The 14,009-nt window shown below is 71.7% G+C and carries 14 protein-coding genes; 7 read left to right on the forward strand and 7 right to left on the reverse strand.

The genetic code is table 11. The features are described from left to right. Positions 1–45 precede the first annotated feature (45 nt). Together FS769_RS07595 and FS769_RS07600 are read left to right on the forward strand one after the other, a co-directional pair. On the forward strand, positions 46–2,025 hold the full coding sequence (locus tag FS769_RS07595; RefSeq protein ID WP_144831534.1) for a M13 family metallopeptidase: 1,980 nt from the start codon (positions 46–48) through the stop codon (positions 2,023–2,025). A gap of 48 nt (positions 2,026–2,073) precedes the next feature. Beyond that, positions 2,074–3,036: a serine hydrolase gene (locus FS769_RS07600; RefSeq protein WP_144832021.1), complete on the forward strand. Its 963-nt coding sequence runs from the start codon at positions 2,074–2,076 to the stop codon at positions 3,034–3,036. A gap of 3 nt (positions 3,037–3,039) precedes the next feature. Here the strand turns inward: FS769_RS07600 and FS769_RS07605 are convergent, their stop codons facing one another. Both FS769_RS07605 and FS769_RS07610 read right to left on the reverse strand, forming a co-directional pair. After that, a complete protein-coding gene (locus FS769_RS07605; protein ID WP_144831537.1) occupies positions 3,040–4,245 on the reverse strand; it encodes an MFS transporter in 1,206 nt (401 codons plus the stop codon). After that, complete coding sequence (locus FS769_RS07610; RefSeq protein ID WP_144831540.1) at positions 4,242–4,766, reverse strand: helix-turn-helix domain-containing protein; 525 nt, start codon at positions 4,764–4,766, stop codon at positions 4,242–4,244. Before FS769_RS07610 ends, FS769_RS07605 begins: the two co-directional genes overlap by 4 nt. Positions 4,767–4,921: 155 nt before the next feature. Here FS769_RS07610 and FS769_RS07615 point away from each other — a divergent pair, with 155 nt between their 5' ends. Next, positions 4,922–5,197 (forward strand): hypothetical protein, encoded by a 276-nt coding sequence (locus FS769_RS07615; protein WP_144831543.1) that lies wholly within the window; start codon positions 4,922–4,924, stop codon positions 5,195–5,197. Between the two features lie 14 nt (positions 5,198–5,211). Continuing rightward, positions 5,212–6,105 (forward strand): FHA domain-containing protein, encoded by an 894-nt coding sequence (locus tag FS769_RS07620; protein ID WP_260979716.1) that lies wholly within the window; start codon positions 5,212–5,214, stop codon positions 6,103–6,105. Positions 6,106–6,289: 184 nt separating this feature from the next. Here FS769_RS07620 and purU read toward each other — a convergent pair whose 3' ends face one another. Next, positions 6,290–7,171 carry a formyltetrahydrofolate deformylase gene (gene purU, locus FS769_RS07625; RefSeq protein ID WP_144831546.1) on the reverse strand — a complete coding sequence of 294 codons (882 nt, stop codon included), beginning with the start codon at positions 7,169–7,171 and terminating at the stop codon, positions 6,290–6,292. Between the two features lie 138 nt (positions 7,172–7,309). Continuing rightward, the gene (locus FS769_RS07630) at positions 7,310–8,428 is read right to left on the reverse strand and encodes a zinc-binding alcohol dehydrogenase family protein (RefSeq protein ID WP_144831549.1); all 1,119 of its coding nucleotides are present in this window, start codon (positions 8,426–8,428) and stop codon (positions 7,310–7,312) included. Between the two features lie 80 nt (positions 8,429–8,508). Between FS769_RS07630 and FS769_RS07635 the strand changes: the two genes are divergently transcribed. The 3 genes from FS769_RS07635 to FS769_RS07645 are packed head-to-tail and all read left to right on the forward strand — an operon-like array spanning position 8,509 to position 11,179. Further along, on the forward strand, positions 8,509–9,069 hold the full coding sequence (locus FS769_RS07635; RefSeq protein WP_144831551.1) for a TetR family transcriptional regulator: 561 nt from the start codon (positions 8,509–8,511) through the stop codon (positions 9,067–9,069). Between the two features lie 57 nt (positions 9,070–9,126). Continuing rightward, the gene (locus FS769_RS07640; protein WP_230703820.1) at positions 9,127–10,449 is read left to right on the forward strand and encodes a nitrate/nitrite transporter; all 1,323 of its coding nucleotides are present in this window, start codon (positions 9,127–9,129) and stop codon (positions 10,447–10,449) included. Positions 10,450–10,492: 43 nt separating this feature from the next. After that, the gene (locus FS769_RS07645; protein ID WP_144831558.1) at positions 10,493–11,179 is read left to right on the forward strand and encodes a GNAT family N-acetyltransferase; all 687 of its coding nucleotides are present in this window, start codon (positions 10,493–10,495) and stop codon (positions 11,177–11,179) included. 3 nt (positions 11,180–11,182) lie between these two features. Here FS769_RS07645 and FS769_RS07650 read toward each other — a convergent pair whose 3' ends face one another. The 3 genes from FS769_RS07650 to FS769_RS07660 are packed head-to-tail and all read right to left on the reverse strand — an operon-like array spanning position 11,183 to position 13,943. After that, positions 11,183–12,859 carry an FAD-binding dehydrogenase gene (locus FS769_RS07650; protein WP_144831561.1) on the reverse strand — a complete coding sequence of 559 codons (1,677 nt, stop codon included), beginning with the start codon at positions 12,857–12,859 and terminating at the stop codon, positions 11,183–11,185. A gap of 53 nt (positions 12,860–12,912) precedes the next feature. Next, positions 12,913–13,122: a multidrug transporter gene (locus tag FS769_RS07655; RefSeq protein WP_144831564.1), complete on the reverse strand. Its 210-nt coding sequence runs from the start codon at positions 13,120–13,122 to the stop codon at positions 12,913–12,915. A 5-nt stretch (positions 13,123–13,127) separates the two neighbouring features. Continuing rightward, positions 13,128–13,943: an SDR family oxidoreductase gene (locus FS769_RS07660; protein WP_144831567.1), complete on the reverse strand. Its 816-nt coding sequence runs from the start codon at positions 13,941–13,943 to the stop codon at positions 13,128–13,130. Positions 13,944–14,009: the final 66 nt, after the last annotated feature.

The raw sequence follows: 14,009 nt of genomic DNA on the forward strand, positions 1-14,009 counted from the left end.
GCGCGTTCCGAGCCGCCATGGATGCGGGGCACTTATCCTGTGTGCATGACCGACACCCCCCGTTCCGGTCTCGCGCTCGACGAGCTCAGCGACGAGATCCGCCCGCAGGACGACCTGTTCCGCCACGTGAACGGCCGCTGGCTGGAGCGAACCGAGATCCCCGACGACAAGGCCCGCTGGGGCTCGTTCCACCTCATCGCCGAGCAGGCCGAGGCCGACGTGCGCACCATCGTCGAGGAGTCGCAGGACGCCGAGGCGGGCAGCGAAGCACGCAAGATCGGCGACCTGTTCGCGAGCTTCATGGACACCGAGCGCATCGAGGCCGACGGCGCAGCCCCCCTGCAGCCGCAGCTCGACCGCGTCGACGGCGTGACCGACATCCCCTCGCTCCTCCGGCTCATCGGCGAGCTCGAGCGCGACGGTATCAGCGGCCTGGTGACGCTGTTCGTCGAGCCCGATCCGGGCGACCCGACGCGCTACGTGCCCGTCGTCTACCAGGGCGGCATCTCGCTGCCCGACGAGAGCTACTACCGCCTCGACAACTTCGACGACACCCGCACCGCGTACCGCGGGCACATCGAGCGCATCCTCGAGCTCGCCGGTGTCGCGGAGGCCGCGGCATCCGCCGATCTCGTCTTCGCCCTCGAGACCGACCTCGCGGCGCATCACTGGTCGCGCGAAGACAGCCGCGACTCGATCAAGACGTACAATCTGAAGTCGTGGGACGACACGGTCGCGCTCGCGGGCGTCGACCTCGAGCCGTGGCGCGCGGGGGTCGCGCCCGGGCACGAGGACGCGCTCGCCGAGGTCGTCGTCTACCAGCCGAGCTTCATCGAGTCGCTCGGCGCCCTTCTCGTCGAGGAGCGTCTCGACGCCTGGAAGGCGTGGCTGCGCTTCAAGATCGTTCACGCGGGAGCGGCGTTCCTCTCCGAGGCGTTCGTCGCCGAGAACTTCGCCTTCTACGGCACGCAGCTCACCGGCGTGCCGGTCAACCGCGAGCGCTGGAAGCGCGGAGTGAGCCTCGCCGAAGCCGCGCTGGGAGAGGCGATCGGCAAGGTCTACGTCGAGCGCCACTTCCGTCCCGACGCCAAGGACGCCATGGACCTCCTGGTGGCGAACCTGATCGAGGCGTACCGCCGTTCGATCGGCGAGCTGACCTGGATGACCGATGAGACGCGTCAGCGCGCCCTCGCCAAGCTCGACACCTTCGTGCCGAAGATCGGCTACCCCGTTCGCTGGAAGGACTACTCCGACCTCGAGATCACCTCCGACGACCTCGTCGGCAACGTCCGCCGCGCGCACGTGTGGGAGCACGACCGTCAGCTCGCCAAGGTCGGCCAGCCGATCGACCGCGACGAGTGGTACATGACCCCGCAGACGGTCAACGCGTACTACAACCCGCTCATGAACGAGATCGTGTTCCCCGCGGCGATCCTGCAGTACCCGTTCTTCGACGCCGACCGCGACGCCGCCGCCAACTTCGGGGGTATCGGCGCGGTCATCGGGCACGAGATCGGTCATGGGTTCGACGACCAGGGCAGTCGCTTCGACGCGGACGGGTCGCTGCGCGACTGGTGGACGGATGCCGACCGCTCGGCGTTCGAAGAGCGCACCAAGGCGCTGATCGCCCAGTACGAGGCGCTCGTTCCGCAGGGGCTCTCGGAAGAGCACCACGTCAACGGCGCCCTGACCATCGGCGAGAACATCGGCGACCTGGGCGGGCTGGGCATCGCGATCGCTGCGTACCGACTGTTCCTGCAGGAGTCGGGCGAGACCGAGCCCGACGGCCCGGTCGTCGACGGCTACACCGGCATCCAGCGACTCCTGCTGAGCTGGGCGCAGATCTGGCAGCAGAAGGGCCGCGACGCCGAGACGATCCGTCTGCTGACGATCGACCCGCACTCGCCGAACGAGTTCCGCTGCAACCAGATCGTGCGTAACATCGACGCGTTCTACGAGGCGTTCGACGTCACCGAGGGCGATGCCCTGTGGCTCGACGCCGACCAGCGCGTCACCATCTGGTGAGGTCGCGTTTGTTGCTCTCCTGACGCGGAAGGAGCCACGCTCGTGGGCATGCCCCCGGTTCCCGAGCCCGCCCTGCCCGATCCCGTCGGGGGGCCGGTGGAGTCGTCTCGACGCGACGCCCCGGCCCTCCGCGGGGCCGGACGCAAGGGGCCGAAGCGTCTGCCGCGGCGCGCGGCCGCGGGGCGCCGGTCGTTCACGGCGACCCTGCGCTCGCTCGACGAGCTGGCCTCGTCGGGAGCCCGGGTGTCGGTGCGCATCGACGACCTCGACGGCGGCGCGCAGGTGCTGGCGGGCGACGACTTCCTCACCCTCCCCGTCGGGGGACTCGGGGTCGTTCCGCTGCTCATCGAGACGGCGGCCGCCTTCGAGTCGGGGCGCCTCGACGCCCTCGAGATCATCGACCGCGCCGCGGTGCAGCCGGCCGCGCACGGAGGCCTGTGGCAGCACCTCAAGGCGCCCGCCCTGCCGCTGACCGACGTGGCGATGCTCGCTGCCTCGTCGGGCGATGCCCTCGCCGTCAACGCGCTGCTGCACCGCGTCGGGTTGCAGTCGGTGCGGGCCCGTGTCGAGCAGCTGGGGCTGCGCCGCACCGCGCTGCTCGACCGTTTCCGCGACGACCGAGGACCCGACGACGCCCCGCACCTCGCGCTGTCGACGGCGCGCGAGATGGCTCAGGTCTTCGCGGGGCTCGTGAACTCGACGATCGTCTCGCCGGGGGTGAGCGCCCAGGTCGCCGAGTGGCTGAGCCTGAATCACGACCTCTCTCTCGTGGCATCCGCCACCGGACTCGATCCGTTCGCGCACGAGAACGACCAGCACGGGCTGCTGTTCGTCAACAAGACCGGCCGCGCGCCGGGCGTGCGCGCCGAGGCGGGGGTGCTCGGCGGGCCGCGGGCCGGGGTGGCCTACGCCCTGATCGTCAACTTCGACGACCTCTCGATCGCGCACCGCCTACGCGCGCACGACGCCTTCCGCGTGCTGGGCGTCGAGCTCATGGAGTACGTCTACTGACTCTCACGTGGTGAGCACGCGCCACACGCTGCGCGAGCACGACGCGGCGATCGAGGCCAGCACGATGACCGCCGCGCATCCGAGCAGCACGGGAGGTGTTCCGACGGCGTGCGCGAGCGGCCCCACGAGCACCTCGCCGAGCGGCACCGCGACGAACGAGCCGACCATGTCGTACGAGTACACCCGCGACAACGTCTCGCGGGGAACGTGCGTCTGCAGCGACTGATCCCACGCGATCGCGAACAGCTCGATCGCGAGCCCGCCCACCGCGAACGCCACGACGAGCACCGCCAGCGTCGGCTGCAGCGCCAGCATGGTCACCGGAAGACCGACGGATGCCATGCCGGCGACGCCGATGCCGAGGGCGCGCCGCGGCCGCCACCGCAGGGCGACCAGCGCGCCGACCGCGAGGCCCGCGGTCTGCGCCGCGATGACGAGACCCCACCCGGCCCGCCCGAAGGTCTCGTCGGCGACGAGGGGACCGAGCACGGTCGTCGCACCGACGAAGGCGGCGTTCAGCACGGCGAACTGCAGCACGACGATCCAGATCCAGCGGCGGCTCGCGAACTCCCGCCACCCGACGCGCAGATCGCTCCACACCGAGGCGGTCTCGCCGGGAGAGGCGGCATCCGCCCGCTCCGGAAGACGAAGGCGCGCGAACAGCAGCGCGGCGACCGCGAAGGCGGCGGCGTCGATCGCGAGGCCCCACCCGGGCCCGACCGCCGCGACGACGACGGCGCCGACCGAGGCGCCCACGATGCTGCCGCCGTTCAGCCCCAGGCGCAGCAGCGCGTTGGCGGGGCGCAGCGCGGTCGCGGGCACGGTGTCGGGCACGAGCGCCGCCGCTGCGGGCAGGCTCACGGCCGAGACGGCCCCGTTCACGATCCCGAGCAGCACGAGCATCGGGATGCCGGCGGTGCCCGTGAGCACGAGGGCGGCGATCGTCCCCTGGGTCGCCGCGGCCGCCAGCGACGAGCCGACGAGCACGGCGCCGCGCGGCAGTCGATCGGCGATCACCCCGCCGAACAGGAGCATCGCGACGTTCGCGACCGAGCGGGCGGCCACCACGAGTCCGAGGTCGGCGGCCGAGCCGGTGAGATCGAGCACCGCGAACGCCAGGGCGATGGGGGCGACCGCATTGCCGACGATGGCGGTCGTGCGGGCGGCCAGCAACCAGCGGAACGGAGCGAACGACAGCGGACCCCTCATCGCGCCCGCTTCACGGGGAAGAGGGCGGCCGTCATCGAGACGGGCTGCGTGCCCGGCGTGCGCGGTGGGCGCGCCGCGGCGTGCAACAGCGCGGACGCCTCGCCGACGTGCTGCACGATGCGACGCCACACCGCGGGGTCGACCCACAGCTCGGCGTCCGTCGAGATCGCCGGGCCGTCGATGCGCGCGCGTGCGCGCCGACGGAGTTCGTCGATCAGAGCCTCGACGTACTCCTCCTCGCTCGCGGGCACGCGTTCGCCGAGGGCGGCGTCGGGGTCGTACCGCCGCGACGATGATTCGTGACGGTAGCGCTTCGCCTCCCCACCCCGCAGTCGCACGACCTCGACGACGCGGACCAGTCCCGCCCGCTCGAGCACGCGCAGGTGGTAGCTCGCCGACGCCTGCGAGACGCCGAGTTCGCGTCCCGCCTCGGCGGCGCTGAGGGCGGCACCCGTGAGCAGGGAGAGCAGGCGGAGCCGCAAGGGGTGCGCCGTGGCGCGCAGCTCGTCGATTCGCGACATCCGGCCATCGTGGCCCGGACCGGTGACGACCGTCAAACGAGTCTTTGGGGGTCGGCGAAATGTTCCCCCTTCTGGCCCGGGAACGCAATCCCTCCTTTCCGACCATTTGCCGCTGGGACCCTGGTGGTCCTCTGACCGAGAAAGGGACCGAAGCCATGTCCGACACCACTCCCACCAGCGACCCGTTCGCCGACAACAGCGGCCCTCAGGGCCACTCGATCACCGACTGGACCGACCTCGGTCGCGAGATGTGGTCGTACCTCACCGGCCGCGGCGCCGCGGTCAACTACTCGTTCGTCGACATGACCGTCGAGGTGCCGCGCGACATCGGTCCCGACGCCCCCCGCGCCACGTGGAAGCTCAACGGCACGCTGCGCGTCACCACGAGCGACGACACCGCGGCCGGGTCCGACCCGTACCGCGGCAACTGAGAGGCGGCGCCGTCATGGTGCGCCTCGACATCGACCTCGCCTTCTCCGAGTCCGAGCAGGGGGCGGATGCCGACATCCCGCCGTTCGAGGGGACGATCACGGCCGCGGGGAGCGAGATCCGCATCGTCGTGAGCGATCCCTCGCGTCTTCCCGGCAACGGCCGACGCACGCTCGCCGAGCTGTCGACGGTGGCCGACGCGCTGGCATCCCGCGGCATCTCCGTGCAGCTGGAGGGGCCCGACGGCCCGATCCTGCAGCTCGGCGAGGTCAAGAGCAATCCGCTGCAGCGGGCCATCACGGGCTCGAAGCACATCCGGCTCGGGTCGGTCTCGGCAGTGGCGCCGCTGATGACCCGGCGCAACAAGGGCCAGGCGCTGACCTTCCCGATCCCGCCCGAGACCCCGCTGCCGCTCGTTCCCACGATCAACCGCACGGTGCGTCGACGCATCACCACGACGCACTACACGCCCGGCTCGGGGCGACCGCGCCTCATCTTCGCGGTGGGCGATTCGACCTGGGACGGCTCGCGTCCGCGCGAGTTCGACCTGCTGCCGACGAAGACGACCATCGGCTCGGGCAGCGACGTCGATCTGCAGCTGCCGGGGCTCGCGCCCCTGCACGCCGAGATCCGGCACGAGGGCGACGACGAGTACGTGCTCTACGGCTTCGACCAGGTCGGCGGTGGGGGAGCGCGCGAGCAGGGCCCCGGCCGCGACCGCGGAGGTCGCATCCTGCGCACCGGCGCGCGCATCGAGCTGGGCGACTGGCGCCTGGCGTACTTCCGCGCGGAGTTCGCCGACCACGGACGCCCCTACGGCGGCCGCCAGGGCGGCGAGCTGTCGGATCAGCGCAAGCAGCCGCCGCGCGGCGGTACCGGCCCGCTCAGTCGGGCGACCGACCCGGAGTGATCACGCGCACGTGAGGGGTCGCCCCGTGGCCCTCTCCGGCGCCGAGACTGCATCTCGCTGACGAAACCGTTGCAGCCTGCAACGCGGATGTCAGCGAGATGCAGTCTCGCGGTGCGGAGGGCGCATGACCGGCCCGCGCCGGCGTCGAGCCGCGCGGATCCGCCGGGGTCCCGGCATCCGGGATCTAGAAGACGATCGTGTGGTTGCCGTGGCGGATCACGCGGTCTTCGGCGTGCCAGAGCACGGCGCGCGAGAGCACCTGGCGCTCGACGTCGGCACCGCGACGGGCGAGTTCGGCCGAGGAGTCGGCGTGGGTCACGCGCACGGTGTCCTGCTCGATGATCGGACCCTCGTCGAGGTCGCTCGTGACGTAGTGCGAGGTCGCCCCGATGAGCTTCACGCCGCGCTGCTTCGCCTTCTTGTAGGGCTCGGCGCCGATGAAGGCCGGCAGGAACGAGTGGTGGATGTTGATCACCGGCACCCCGATCTTGTCGAGGAACTCCGGCGAGAGGATCTGCATGTAGCGCGCGAGCACGATGAAGTCGACGTTGCCAACCAGCAGCTCGAGGATTCGGGCCTCGGATGCCGACTTGTCGGGCCCCGGCGTCGACGGCACGTGGAAGAAGGGCACGCCGAACGAGCGCACGTCTTCCGCCGCGGTGGTGTGGTTCGACACGACCATCGGGATGCTGACGGGGAGGTCGCCCCGACGGTGACGCCACAGCAGATCGAGCAGGCAGTGGTCCTGCTTCGAGGCGAGGATCGCCATGCGCTTGGGCGTCGAGAGGTCGGTGAGCGTCCACTCGAGCTCGAACCCGTCGCCGAGGGTGCTCGCCAGGTCGGCTTCGATCTCGGGGAACGCGGCCGACAGGTCGGGGCGGTGGAACACCACGCGCTGGAAGTACGCGCCGCCGCGCGGGTCGTCGGAGTACTGGTCGAAGGCGACGATGTTGCCGCCCTGGCGCGCGATCAGCGCCGAGACCGCGGCGATGATGCCGGGGGTGTCACTGCCGTGCACGATGAGACAGGCGTGATCGGGCTGCAGGTGGGGGCTCGCGGAGACCATCGGACCATTATTCCGTGCGCGGGTGGCGTCGCCGACCACGCGCGGCGCCGTTGCGGGGCGTCGTTCGTGGCCCCGGGGCCATGTCTGTCGCGCCGGGGCCACTTCTGCCGCCCCGCCAACGCCCGACTCCGGCCGGAATCAGAGGCGCACGACGATCTTCTGCGCCGAGACGCCCGCGCGCTGGCGGTCGAGGGCGCCCTGTACGGCGTCGAGGCCGTCGCCGACGACGAGCGGGGCGGGCGCGGGGCGCAGCGCGCCCTCGGCGAGCATGCGCGGGACGACCTCGCCCCAGAGGCGCGGTCCCATCTCGTCGTCGCGCAGGCTGCTGCCCCAGACGAAGTTCGCGCGGATGCCGCGACGGCGGGCGTGCAGCGTCGAGCGCAGCGTGCCGAGCCCGATGCGCGCGAAGACTGGCAGCATCGCGGGGAACAGGCGGCGGCGGCCGACCAGCGCGTCCAGCGCGATCGGCGTGCTCGCCATGGCCAGCCGGTCTCCGCCGGTGCGGGCGAGGACGTCGATGCACGCGTCGGTCGAACCGGCCCCGAGGGCCACCGCGCCGACCACGGGGCGTCCGCCGACCGCCGCGACGAGCTCCGCCACGGCGGAGGGCGAACGGTGGTCGACGACGGCATCTGCTCCGAGGTCGCGCACGGTGGCCGCATTGCGGGCGGATGCCGTGGTCACGACGTCGTAGCCGGCGGCGCGGGCCAGTTGGATGGCGTTCATGCCCACGCTCGTGGAGCCGCCCCAGATCACGACGACGCCTCGAGCGGTGCCGGGCGCCGGGTCACCCGGCATCCGGAGTCCGAGGTGTGGGGATTGGAACAGTGCGCACGCCGCCGTGGACAGGCCCAGCGGGAAGACGGCGGCCTCCTCGTCGGAGAGGCTGTCGGGTGTGGGGGCGGTGAGGCGCTCGAGCAGGGTCGTGTACTCCTGGAACGCTCCCTCGCGGAGGGGATCGCGGCCCCGGTCGGTGCCGGTCGCGAGCCCCAAGACGCGCTGACACACACGGAAGCGCGTGACGGCGGCGCCGACCGCCACCACCTCGCCCGCGACGTCGGAGCCGAGCACGGCGGGGGTGCGCAGCCATCGGTAGGTGATGCGGCTGGTGCCCTGGACGACCCAGTCGACGGGGTTGACCGCCACCGCGCGCACGCGCACGAGCACTTCGTCGTCGGCGGGCGCGGGGGTGTCGAGCGTGCCGGGGGTCAGCGCGGCACGGGGTGCGGAGAGCAGGGCGGCGGCGTGCGATGTCATGGGGGGCCTTTCACGTGATGACACGGAGTGTCTTCACTCTAGACCCGATGACACTGGGTGTCGTCGCATAGAATCTCGGCATGGCCAGATGGGCACCTGACACGCGAGAGCGCCTGCGCACGGCGGCGATGCAACTCTTCGCCGAACGCGGCTTCGACGCGACCACCGTGCCCGACATCGTCGAACGCGTCGGGGTCACGCGCAGGACGTTCTTCCGCCACTTCGGCGACAAGCGCGAAGTGTTCTTCGGCGACGACGAGATCCCCCGGCTCGCCGCGGAGATGCTCGCCGCCGCGCCCGCCGACATGCCGCCGTTCGCGATCGCCTGGGAGGGGTTCCTCTCCCTCGCCGCCGACCGCTTCGAACCGCGTCGGCACGAGATCGTGGCCGCCCGCGGGCTCATCGAGTCGGAGCCCGCCCTGCGCGAACGCGATCTGCAGAAGCAGGCCGACCTGCGGGCGGCCCTGGTCGAGGGCTATCGCGCTCGCGGTGTCGAGCCCCGTCATGCTCGGGTGCTCGCGGGGGTCGCGGTGGAACTGCTGCAGACGGCCCTCGAGCAATGGGCGGCCGACGACACGGGCGCGCCCTTGCGGGATCATCTCGAGAGGGTCCGTCGCGAGATGTCGGCCGTCCTGTCCTGACGCGCCCCCACGCCACCCCGCCCGCCGATGTCGGTGACCGGGGATAGCCTTGAAGACGTGACAAGCGCCCTCCACCTCGACCGTCCGGGGTGGCGCACCTGGACGCTGTGGGGCGTCGGCGTGCTCGCCTACGTCGTGTCGATCATCAACCGCACCTCGCTGTCGGCGGTCGGAGTGGATGCCGCCGTGCGCTTCGGCGCGGACGCCTCGGCGTTGTCGATGTTCGCCGTCATCCAGCTCTTCGTCTACGGCGCGATGCAGATCCCCGTGGGCCTGCTGCTCGACCGGTTCGGCGCTCGCCCCATGATCGCGATCGGCATGGTGCTGATGGCGCTCGGCCAGCTCGTCATGGCGTTCGCGGATGCCGTGGGCATCGGCATCCTGGCCCGTGTGCTGATCGGCGCGGGCGATGCCGCGATCTTCCCGAGCGTGCTGCGCGTGATCGCCACGTGGTTCCCGGCCCAGCGCGCGCCGGTGCTCGTGCAGCTGACGGGCATCATCGGCCAGCTCGGCCAGATCGTCGCGGTCGTCCCGCTCGCGGCCCTGCTGCACGCCACGAGCTGGAGCGTCACGTTCGGCAGCGTCGCGGGACTCGGCGTGCTGTTCGCGATCCTGACCTTCCTCGTGATCCGCAACCGTCCGCCCGAACGTCGATCCGATCCGGTCGACACCTCCGTCGACACGCAGACCGGCGCCGTGCGCGTGGTGCGGTCGGCGCCCGACCTGCGACGCGGTTTCCGCGAGTCGTGGGCGCACCCCGGCACGCGCCTCGGCTTCTGGTCGCACTTCGCCGCGCCCTTCGCGGGTACGGCGTTCATGCTGCTGTGGGGCTTCCCCTTCCTCACCGCCGGCGAGGGTCTGTCTCCGGGCACCGCCTCGCTCGTGATGACCTCGCTCGTGCTCTTCAGCATTCTGAGCGGCCCCGTGATCGGGGCGCTGTCGAGTCGGCATCCGACCCGCCGTTCGCGCTGGCTCGTGCTGCCGACCGTGGTGTTCCAGGCGGTCATGTGGATCGTCGTGATCGTGTGGCCGGGCCCCGCGCCGGTGTGGCTGCTGGTGGTGCTGATGTTCGCGCTGTCGACCGGGGGACCGGCGTCGATGATCGCGTTCGATCACGCGCGCACGTTCACCCCCAGCCACCGCCTCAGCACCGCGACCGGCATCGTCAACGGCGGCGGGTTCCTCGCCGCCCTGCTGGCGATCCTGTTCATCGGCATCGCGATGGACGTGCAGGGGGCGGGCAGCCCCGACACCTATTCGCTCGACGCCTTCCGCATCGCCTTCCTGACGCAGGTGCCGCTGTGGCTCATCGGCGGCATCGCGATCGTCGTCGAGCGCGGGCGCACCATCCGCCACGTCGCGGGCACGCTGCCGCGCTGACGCCTCACCGACGGTGCGACGCCGCGGTGCGAGACTCGAGGGCATGAGCGAGATCGACATCCGCACCCTCGACACCGTCGACGCGATCCACGAGGCCGCCGGGGTTCTCGACCGGGTCTGGGGCGAGAAGGGCACGATGCCGGCGAACATCCTGCGCGCGCTCGAGCACGCGGGAAACTACGTCGTCGGCCTGTACGACGGCGAGCGCATGGTCGGCGCCTCGGCGGCGTTCTTCGGCCCGCCCTCCGCGCGGTCGATGCACTCGCACATCACCGGCGTGCTGCCGGCGTACCAGGGCCGTGGTCTCGGACGCCAGCTCAAGATCCACCAGCGCGACTGGGCGCTTCAGCGCGGGGTGGGCCACGTCACGTGGACCTTCGACCCCCTGGTCGGCCGCAACGCCCACTTCAACCTCGCCGTGCTCGGCGCGCGCGTCACCGACTACCTCGTCAACCAGTACGGCGAGATGGACGACGCGGTCAACCGCGGCGACGAGTCCGACCGGCTCCTGGTGTCGTGGGCGCTGGCTGAGCCGCCCGTACCGACGCCGGCCGATGCCGAGGTCGCCGCGGTCGTCGCCGTGCCCGACGACATCGAGGCCCTGCGTGCGAGCGACCCCGCGGCCGGGGCCGAGTGGCGCGTGCGCGTGCGCGACGAGATGCGCGAGCACCTGGCATCCGGACTCCGTATCGGCGGCTTCGACCGACGCGGCTACCTCATCGTCCGCTGACGCTCAGAGCGCGGCGGCGAGCGCCCGCCCGACGGTCCGGCCGGTGAAGATGCACTGCCCGAGGAAGGTCCCCTCGAGCGCGTTGTAGCCGTGCGCGCCGCCGCCGCCGAAGCCCGCCGCCTCGCCCGCGGCGTAGAGCCCCTCGATCGGCTGCCCTTCGGCATCCAGCGCCCTGCCCTGCAGGTCGGTCTGGATGCCGCCGAGCGTCTTGCGCGTCACGATCCACAGGCGCACCGCGATGAGCGGCCCGTGCTTCGGGTCGAGCAGGGCGTGCGGGGTGGCCGTGCGGAAGATTCGGTCGCCGAGGAAGCGGCGGCTGTTGCGGATGCCGATGGTCTGGGCGTCCTTCGAGTACGGGTTCACGAGCTCGTTGTCGCGCGCGACGATCTGGGCCCGGATGCCGTCTTCGTCGAGCAGGTCGTCTCCGCTCAGCGCGTTCATTCCGCGCACGAGTTCGGCGAGGTCGTCGGCGACCACGAAGTCGGCGCCGTGCTCCTTGAAGGCTTCCACGGGGCCGGGGGCGGAGCGGCCCAGGCGCGTGCGCAGCAGCAGGCCGAGGTCGCGGTCCGTGATGTCGGGGTTCTGCTCCGAGCCCGAGAGGGCGAACTCCTTCTTCACGATCGTCTGGTCGAGCACGAACCACGAATAGTCGTAGTCGGCGATGTCGGGGGTCGTGCGCAGGATCTTCAGCGTGCCGAGGGTGTCGTAGCCCGGCAGCCCCGGCGCGGGCAGGCGTCGTCCGCGCGCGTCGAGCCACATCGACGAGGGGCCGGGGAGGATCCGGATGCCGTGCCCCGGCCACACGGGATCCCAGTTCTGCAGCCCCTCGGTGTAGTGCCACATGCGGTCGCGGTTCACCAGGCGCACGCCCTGCTCGGCGGCGATGTCGAGCATGCGCCCGTCGACGTGCGCGGGGACGCCGGTGACCATCTTCTTCGGCGGAGTGCCCAGTCGCTCGGGCCACCAGCGGCGCACTCGGTCGTGATCGCCGCCGATGCCACCCGTGGCGATCACCACGGCCTGGGCCTGGAGGGTGAAGGAGCCGACCTCATCGCGCGACGACGAGACGCCCCGCGGGGCCTCGTCGGGGGCGAGCACGGCTCCTGAGACGCCGGTCACACGACCGTCGGTGAACTCCAGCCGGTCGACGCGGTGCCGGAAGCGCAGCGTCAGCCCGCGGACGTCCGCCGCCTCGCGCGCCCGGTCGGCGAACGGCTCGGAGATGCCGGTGCCGGTGCCCCAGGGCACGTGGAAGCGGGGGACCGAGTTGCCGTGTCCGCCGGCCGATCCGGCGCCGCGCTCGGCCCACCCGACGACGGGGGTGAACCTCACACCTTGCTCCTGCAGCCACGGGCGGGCCTCGCCGGCAGCGAACTCGACGAAAGCGCGGCCCCACTTCTCGGCCCACTCGTCTTCGGGGTGATCGCCGTCGAGGCGGTCCCAGCCGGCCGAGCCCTGCCAGTCCTGCCACGCGAGGTCGAGAGAGTCCTTGACGCCGAGCCGACGCTGCATGGGGGTGTCGACGAGGAAGATGCCGCCGAACGACCAGAACGCCTGCCCGCCCAGGTTGGCGCTGTTCTCCTGATCGAGGAGCACGACCTTCTTGCCGGCGCGCACGAGCTCGGCGCACGCGACGAGACCCGCGAGCCCTGCCCCGACGACGATGACGTCTGCGTCCACGACTCCTCCTCGACTCGCGGGACCTTCGCGAGAAGGCTATCGAGCCGCGGGGGTCACTGCTCCGAGATGGGGGTGTCCTTCTCGGCTGCGGGGTCGCCCTGGCCCGGCCCCGGGCGCACCGCGGCGTCGTCGCGCACGTCGATGCGGGTGACGCCGTCGTGCTCGCTGACGTCGAAGCGCGGCGCGGCGTCTTCTTCGGTCGCCTTGGGCGCGCTCGTCAACTGGTCGTGACGGTTCTCTTCGAAGCTCTTCTCATCGCTCACGGTGGTCACTCCTTCTCGCCGGCCGAACGCCACGCGTCCGACTCCATGTGCGAGCCCGCCTGCGGGCCCATGTGCAGCATTCCGCCGTCGACGACCCAGCTGGCCCCCGTGACGTAAGCGCTCTCGCGCGACGCGAGGAAGCGGATGACGTCGGCGACCTCCTCGGGCTTCCCGGGGCGACCCAGCGGGATGCCGGGGCGGTGGGTGCGCTCGGCGTCTTCGGCCGACATGTCGTTGATGGGGGTCGCGATCTCGCCCGGGGCGACGGCGTTCGCGGTGATGCCGTACTGGCCGAGCTCGAGGGCCATCGCCTTGATGAGGCCGCCGACGCCGTGCTTGGCGGCGACGTAGGGGGCCGATCCGACGCGCGGCTGGTGCTCGTGCACGCTCGACACGACGATGAGGCGTCCGCCGTTGCCCGCGGTTACCATGCGGCGGGCCGCGGTGTGCAGGGCGAGGAACGCGCCGTCGAGGTTGAGAGAGATGTCGGTGCGCCAGGTGTCGAAGTCGAGGTCGAGGAAGCTTCCTCCGATGCCGCCTCCGGCGTTGTTGACGAACACGTCGAGGCCGCCGAGTTCGTCGGCCATGGCATTCACGGCATCCGGGACCGCGTCGAAATCGGTCGCGTCGAACTGCGCGACGATCGCCTTCGCGCCGCGCTCGCGCACGGCGGCGGCGGTCTCTTCGGCGCCGTCCTTGTCGGAGTGGTAGGTGACGGCGACGTCGATGCCGGCGGAGGCGAGGGCGAGGGCGGTGGCCGCGCCGATGCCGGAGTCGGAGCCGGTGACGATCGCGTGGCGGGGGGTGAAGTCGGCGCTCATGAGGGCGACGCTACGCGCGCGCCCCCCGCTGGCCCGCAGCCTTGCCACGGCTGGAGCGGGGCGTTA

The organism is Microbacterium sp. BH-3-3-3, from assembly GCF_007679045.1.
In the GTDB taxonomy this organism is placed as follows: Bacteria; Actinomycetota; Actinomycetes; order Actinomycetales; family Microbacteriaceae; genus Microbacterium; species Microbacterium algihabitans.

Bases quoted from the DNA above. Each gene is read 5' to 3' on its own strand.
- FS769_RS07595 (WP_144831534.1), top strand. From the start codon at position 46: ATGACCGACACCCCCCGTTCCGGTCTCGCGCTCGACGAGCTCAGCGAC.
- FS769_RS07600 (WP_144832021.1), top strand. From the start codon at position 2,074: ATGCCCCCGGTTCCCGAGCCCGCCCTGCCCGATCCCGTCGGGGGGCCG.
- FS769_RS07605 (WP_144831537.1), bottom strand. From the start codon at position 4,245: ATGAGGGGTCCGCTGTCGTTCGCTCCGTTCCGCTGGTTGCTGGCCGCC.
- FS769_RS07610 (WP_144831540.1), bottom strand. From the start codon at position 4,766: ATGTCGCGAATCGACGAGCTGCGCGCCACGGCGCACCCCTTGCGGCTC.
- FS769_RS07615 (WP_144831543.1), top strand. From the start codon at position 4,922: ATGTCCGACACCACTCCCACCAGCGACCCGTTCGCCGACAACAGCGGC.
- FS769_RS07620 (WP_260979716.1), top strand. From the start codon at position 5,212: ATGGTGCGCCTCGACATCGACCTCGCCTTCTCCGAGTCCGAGCAGGGG.
- purU (WP_144831546.1), bottom strand. From the start codon at position 7,171: ATGGTCTCCGCGAGCCCCCACCTGCAGCCCGATCACGCCTGTCTCATC.
- FS769_RS07630 (WP_144831549.1), bottom strand. From the start codon at position 8,428: ATGACATCGCACGCCGCCGCCCTGCTCTCCGCACCCCGTGCCGCGCTG.
- FS769_RS07635 (WP_144831551.1), top strand. From the start codon at position 8,509: ATGGCCAGATGGGCACCTGACACGCGAGAGCGCCTGCGCACGGCGGCG.
- FS769_RS07645 (WP_144831558.1), top strand. From the start codon at position 10,493: ATGAGCGAGATCGACATCCGCACCCTCGACACCGTCGACGCGATCCAC.
- FS769_RS07660 (WP_144831567.1), bottom strand. From the start codon at position 13,943: ATGAGCGCCGACTTCACCCCCCGCCACGCGATCGTCACCGGCTCCGAC.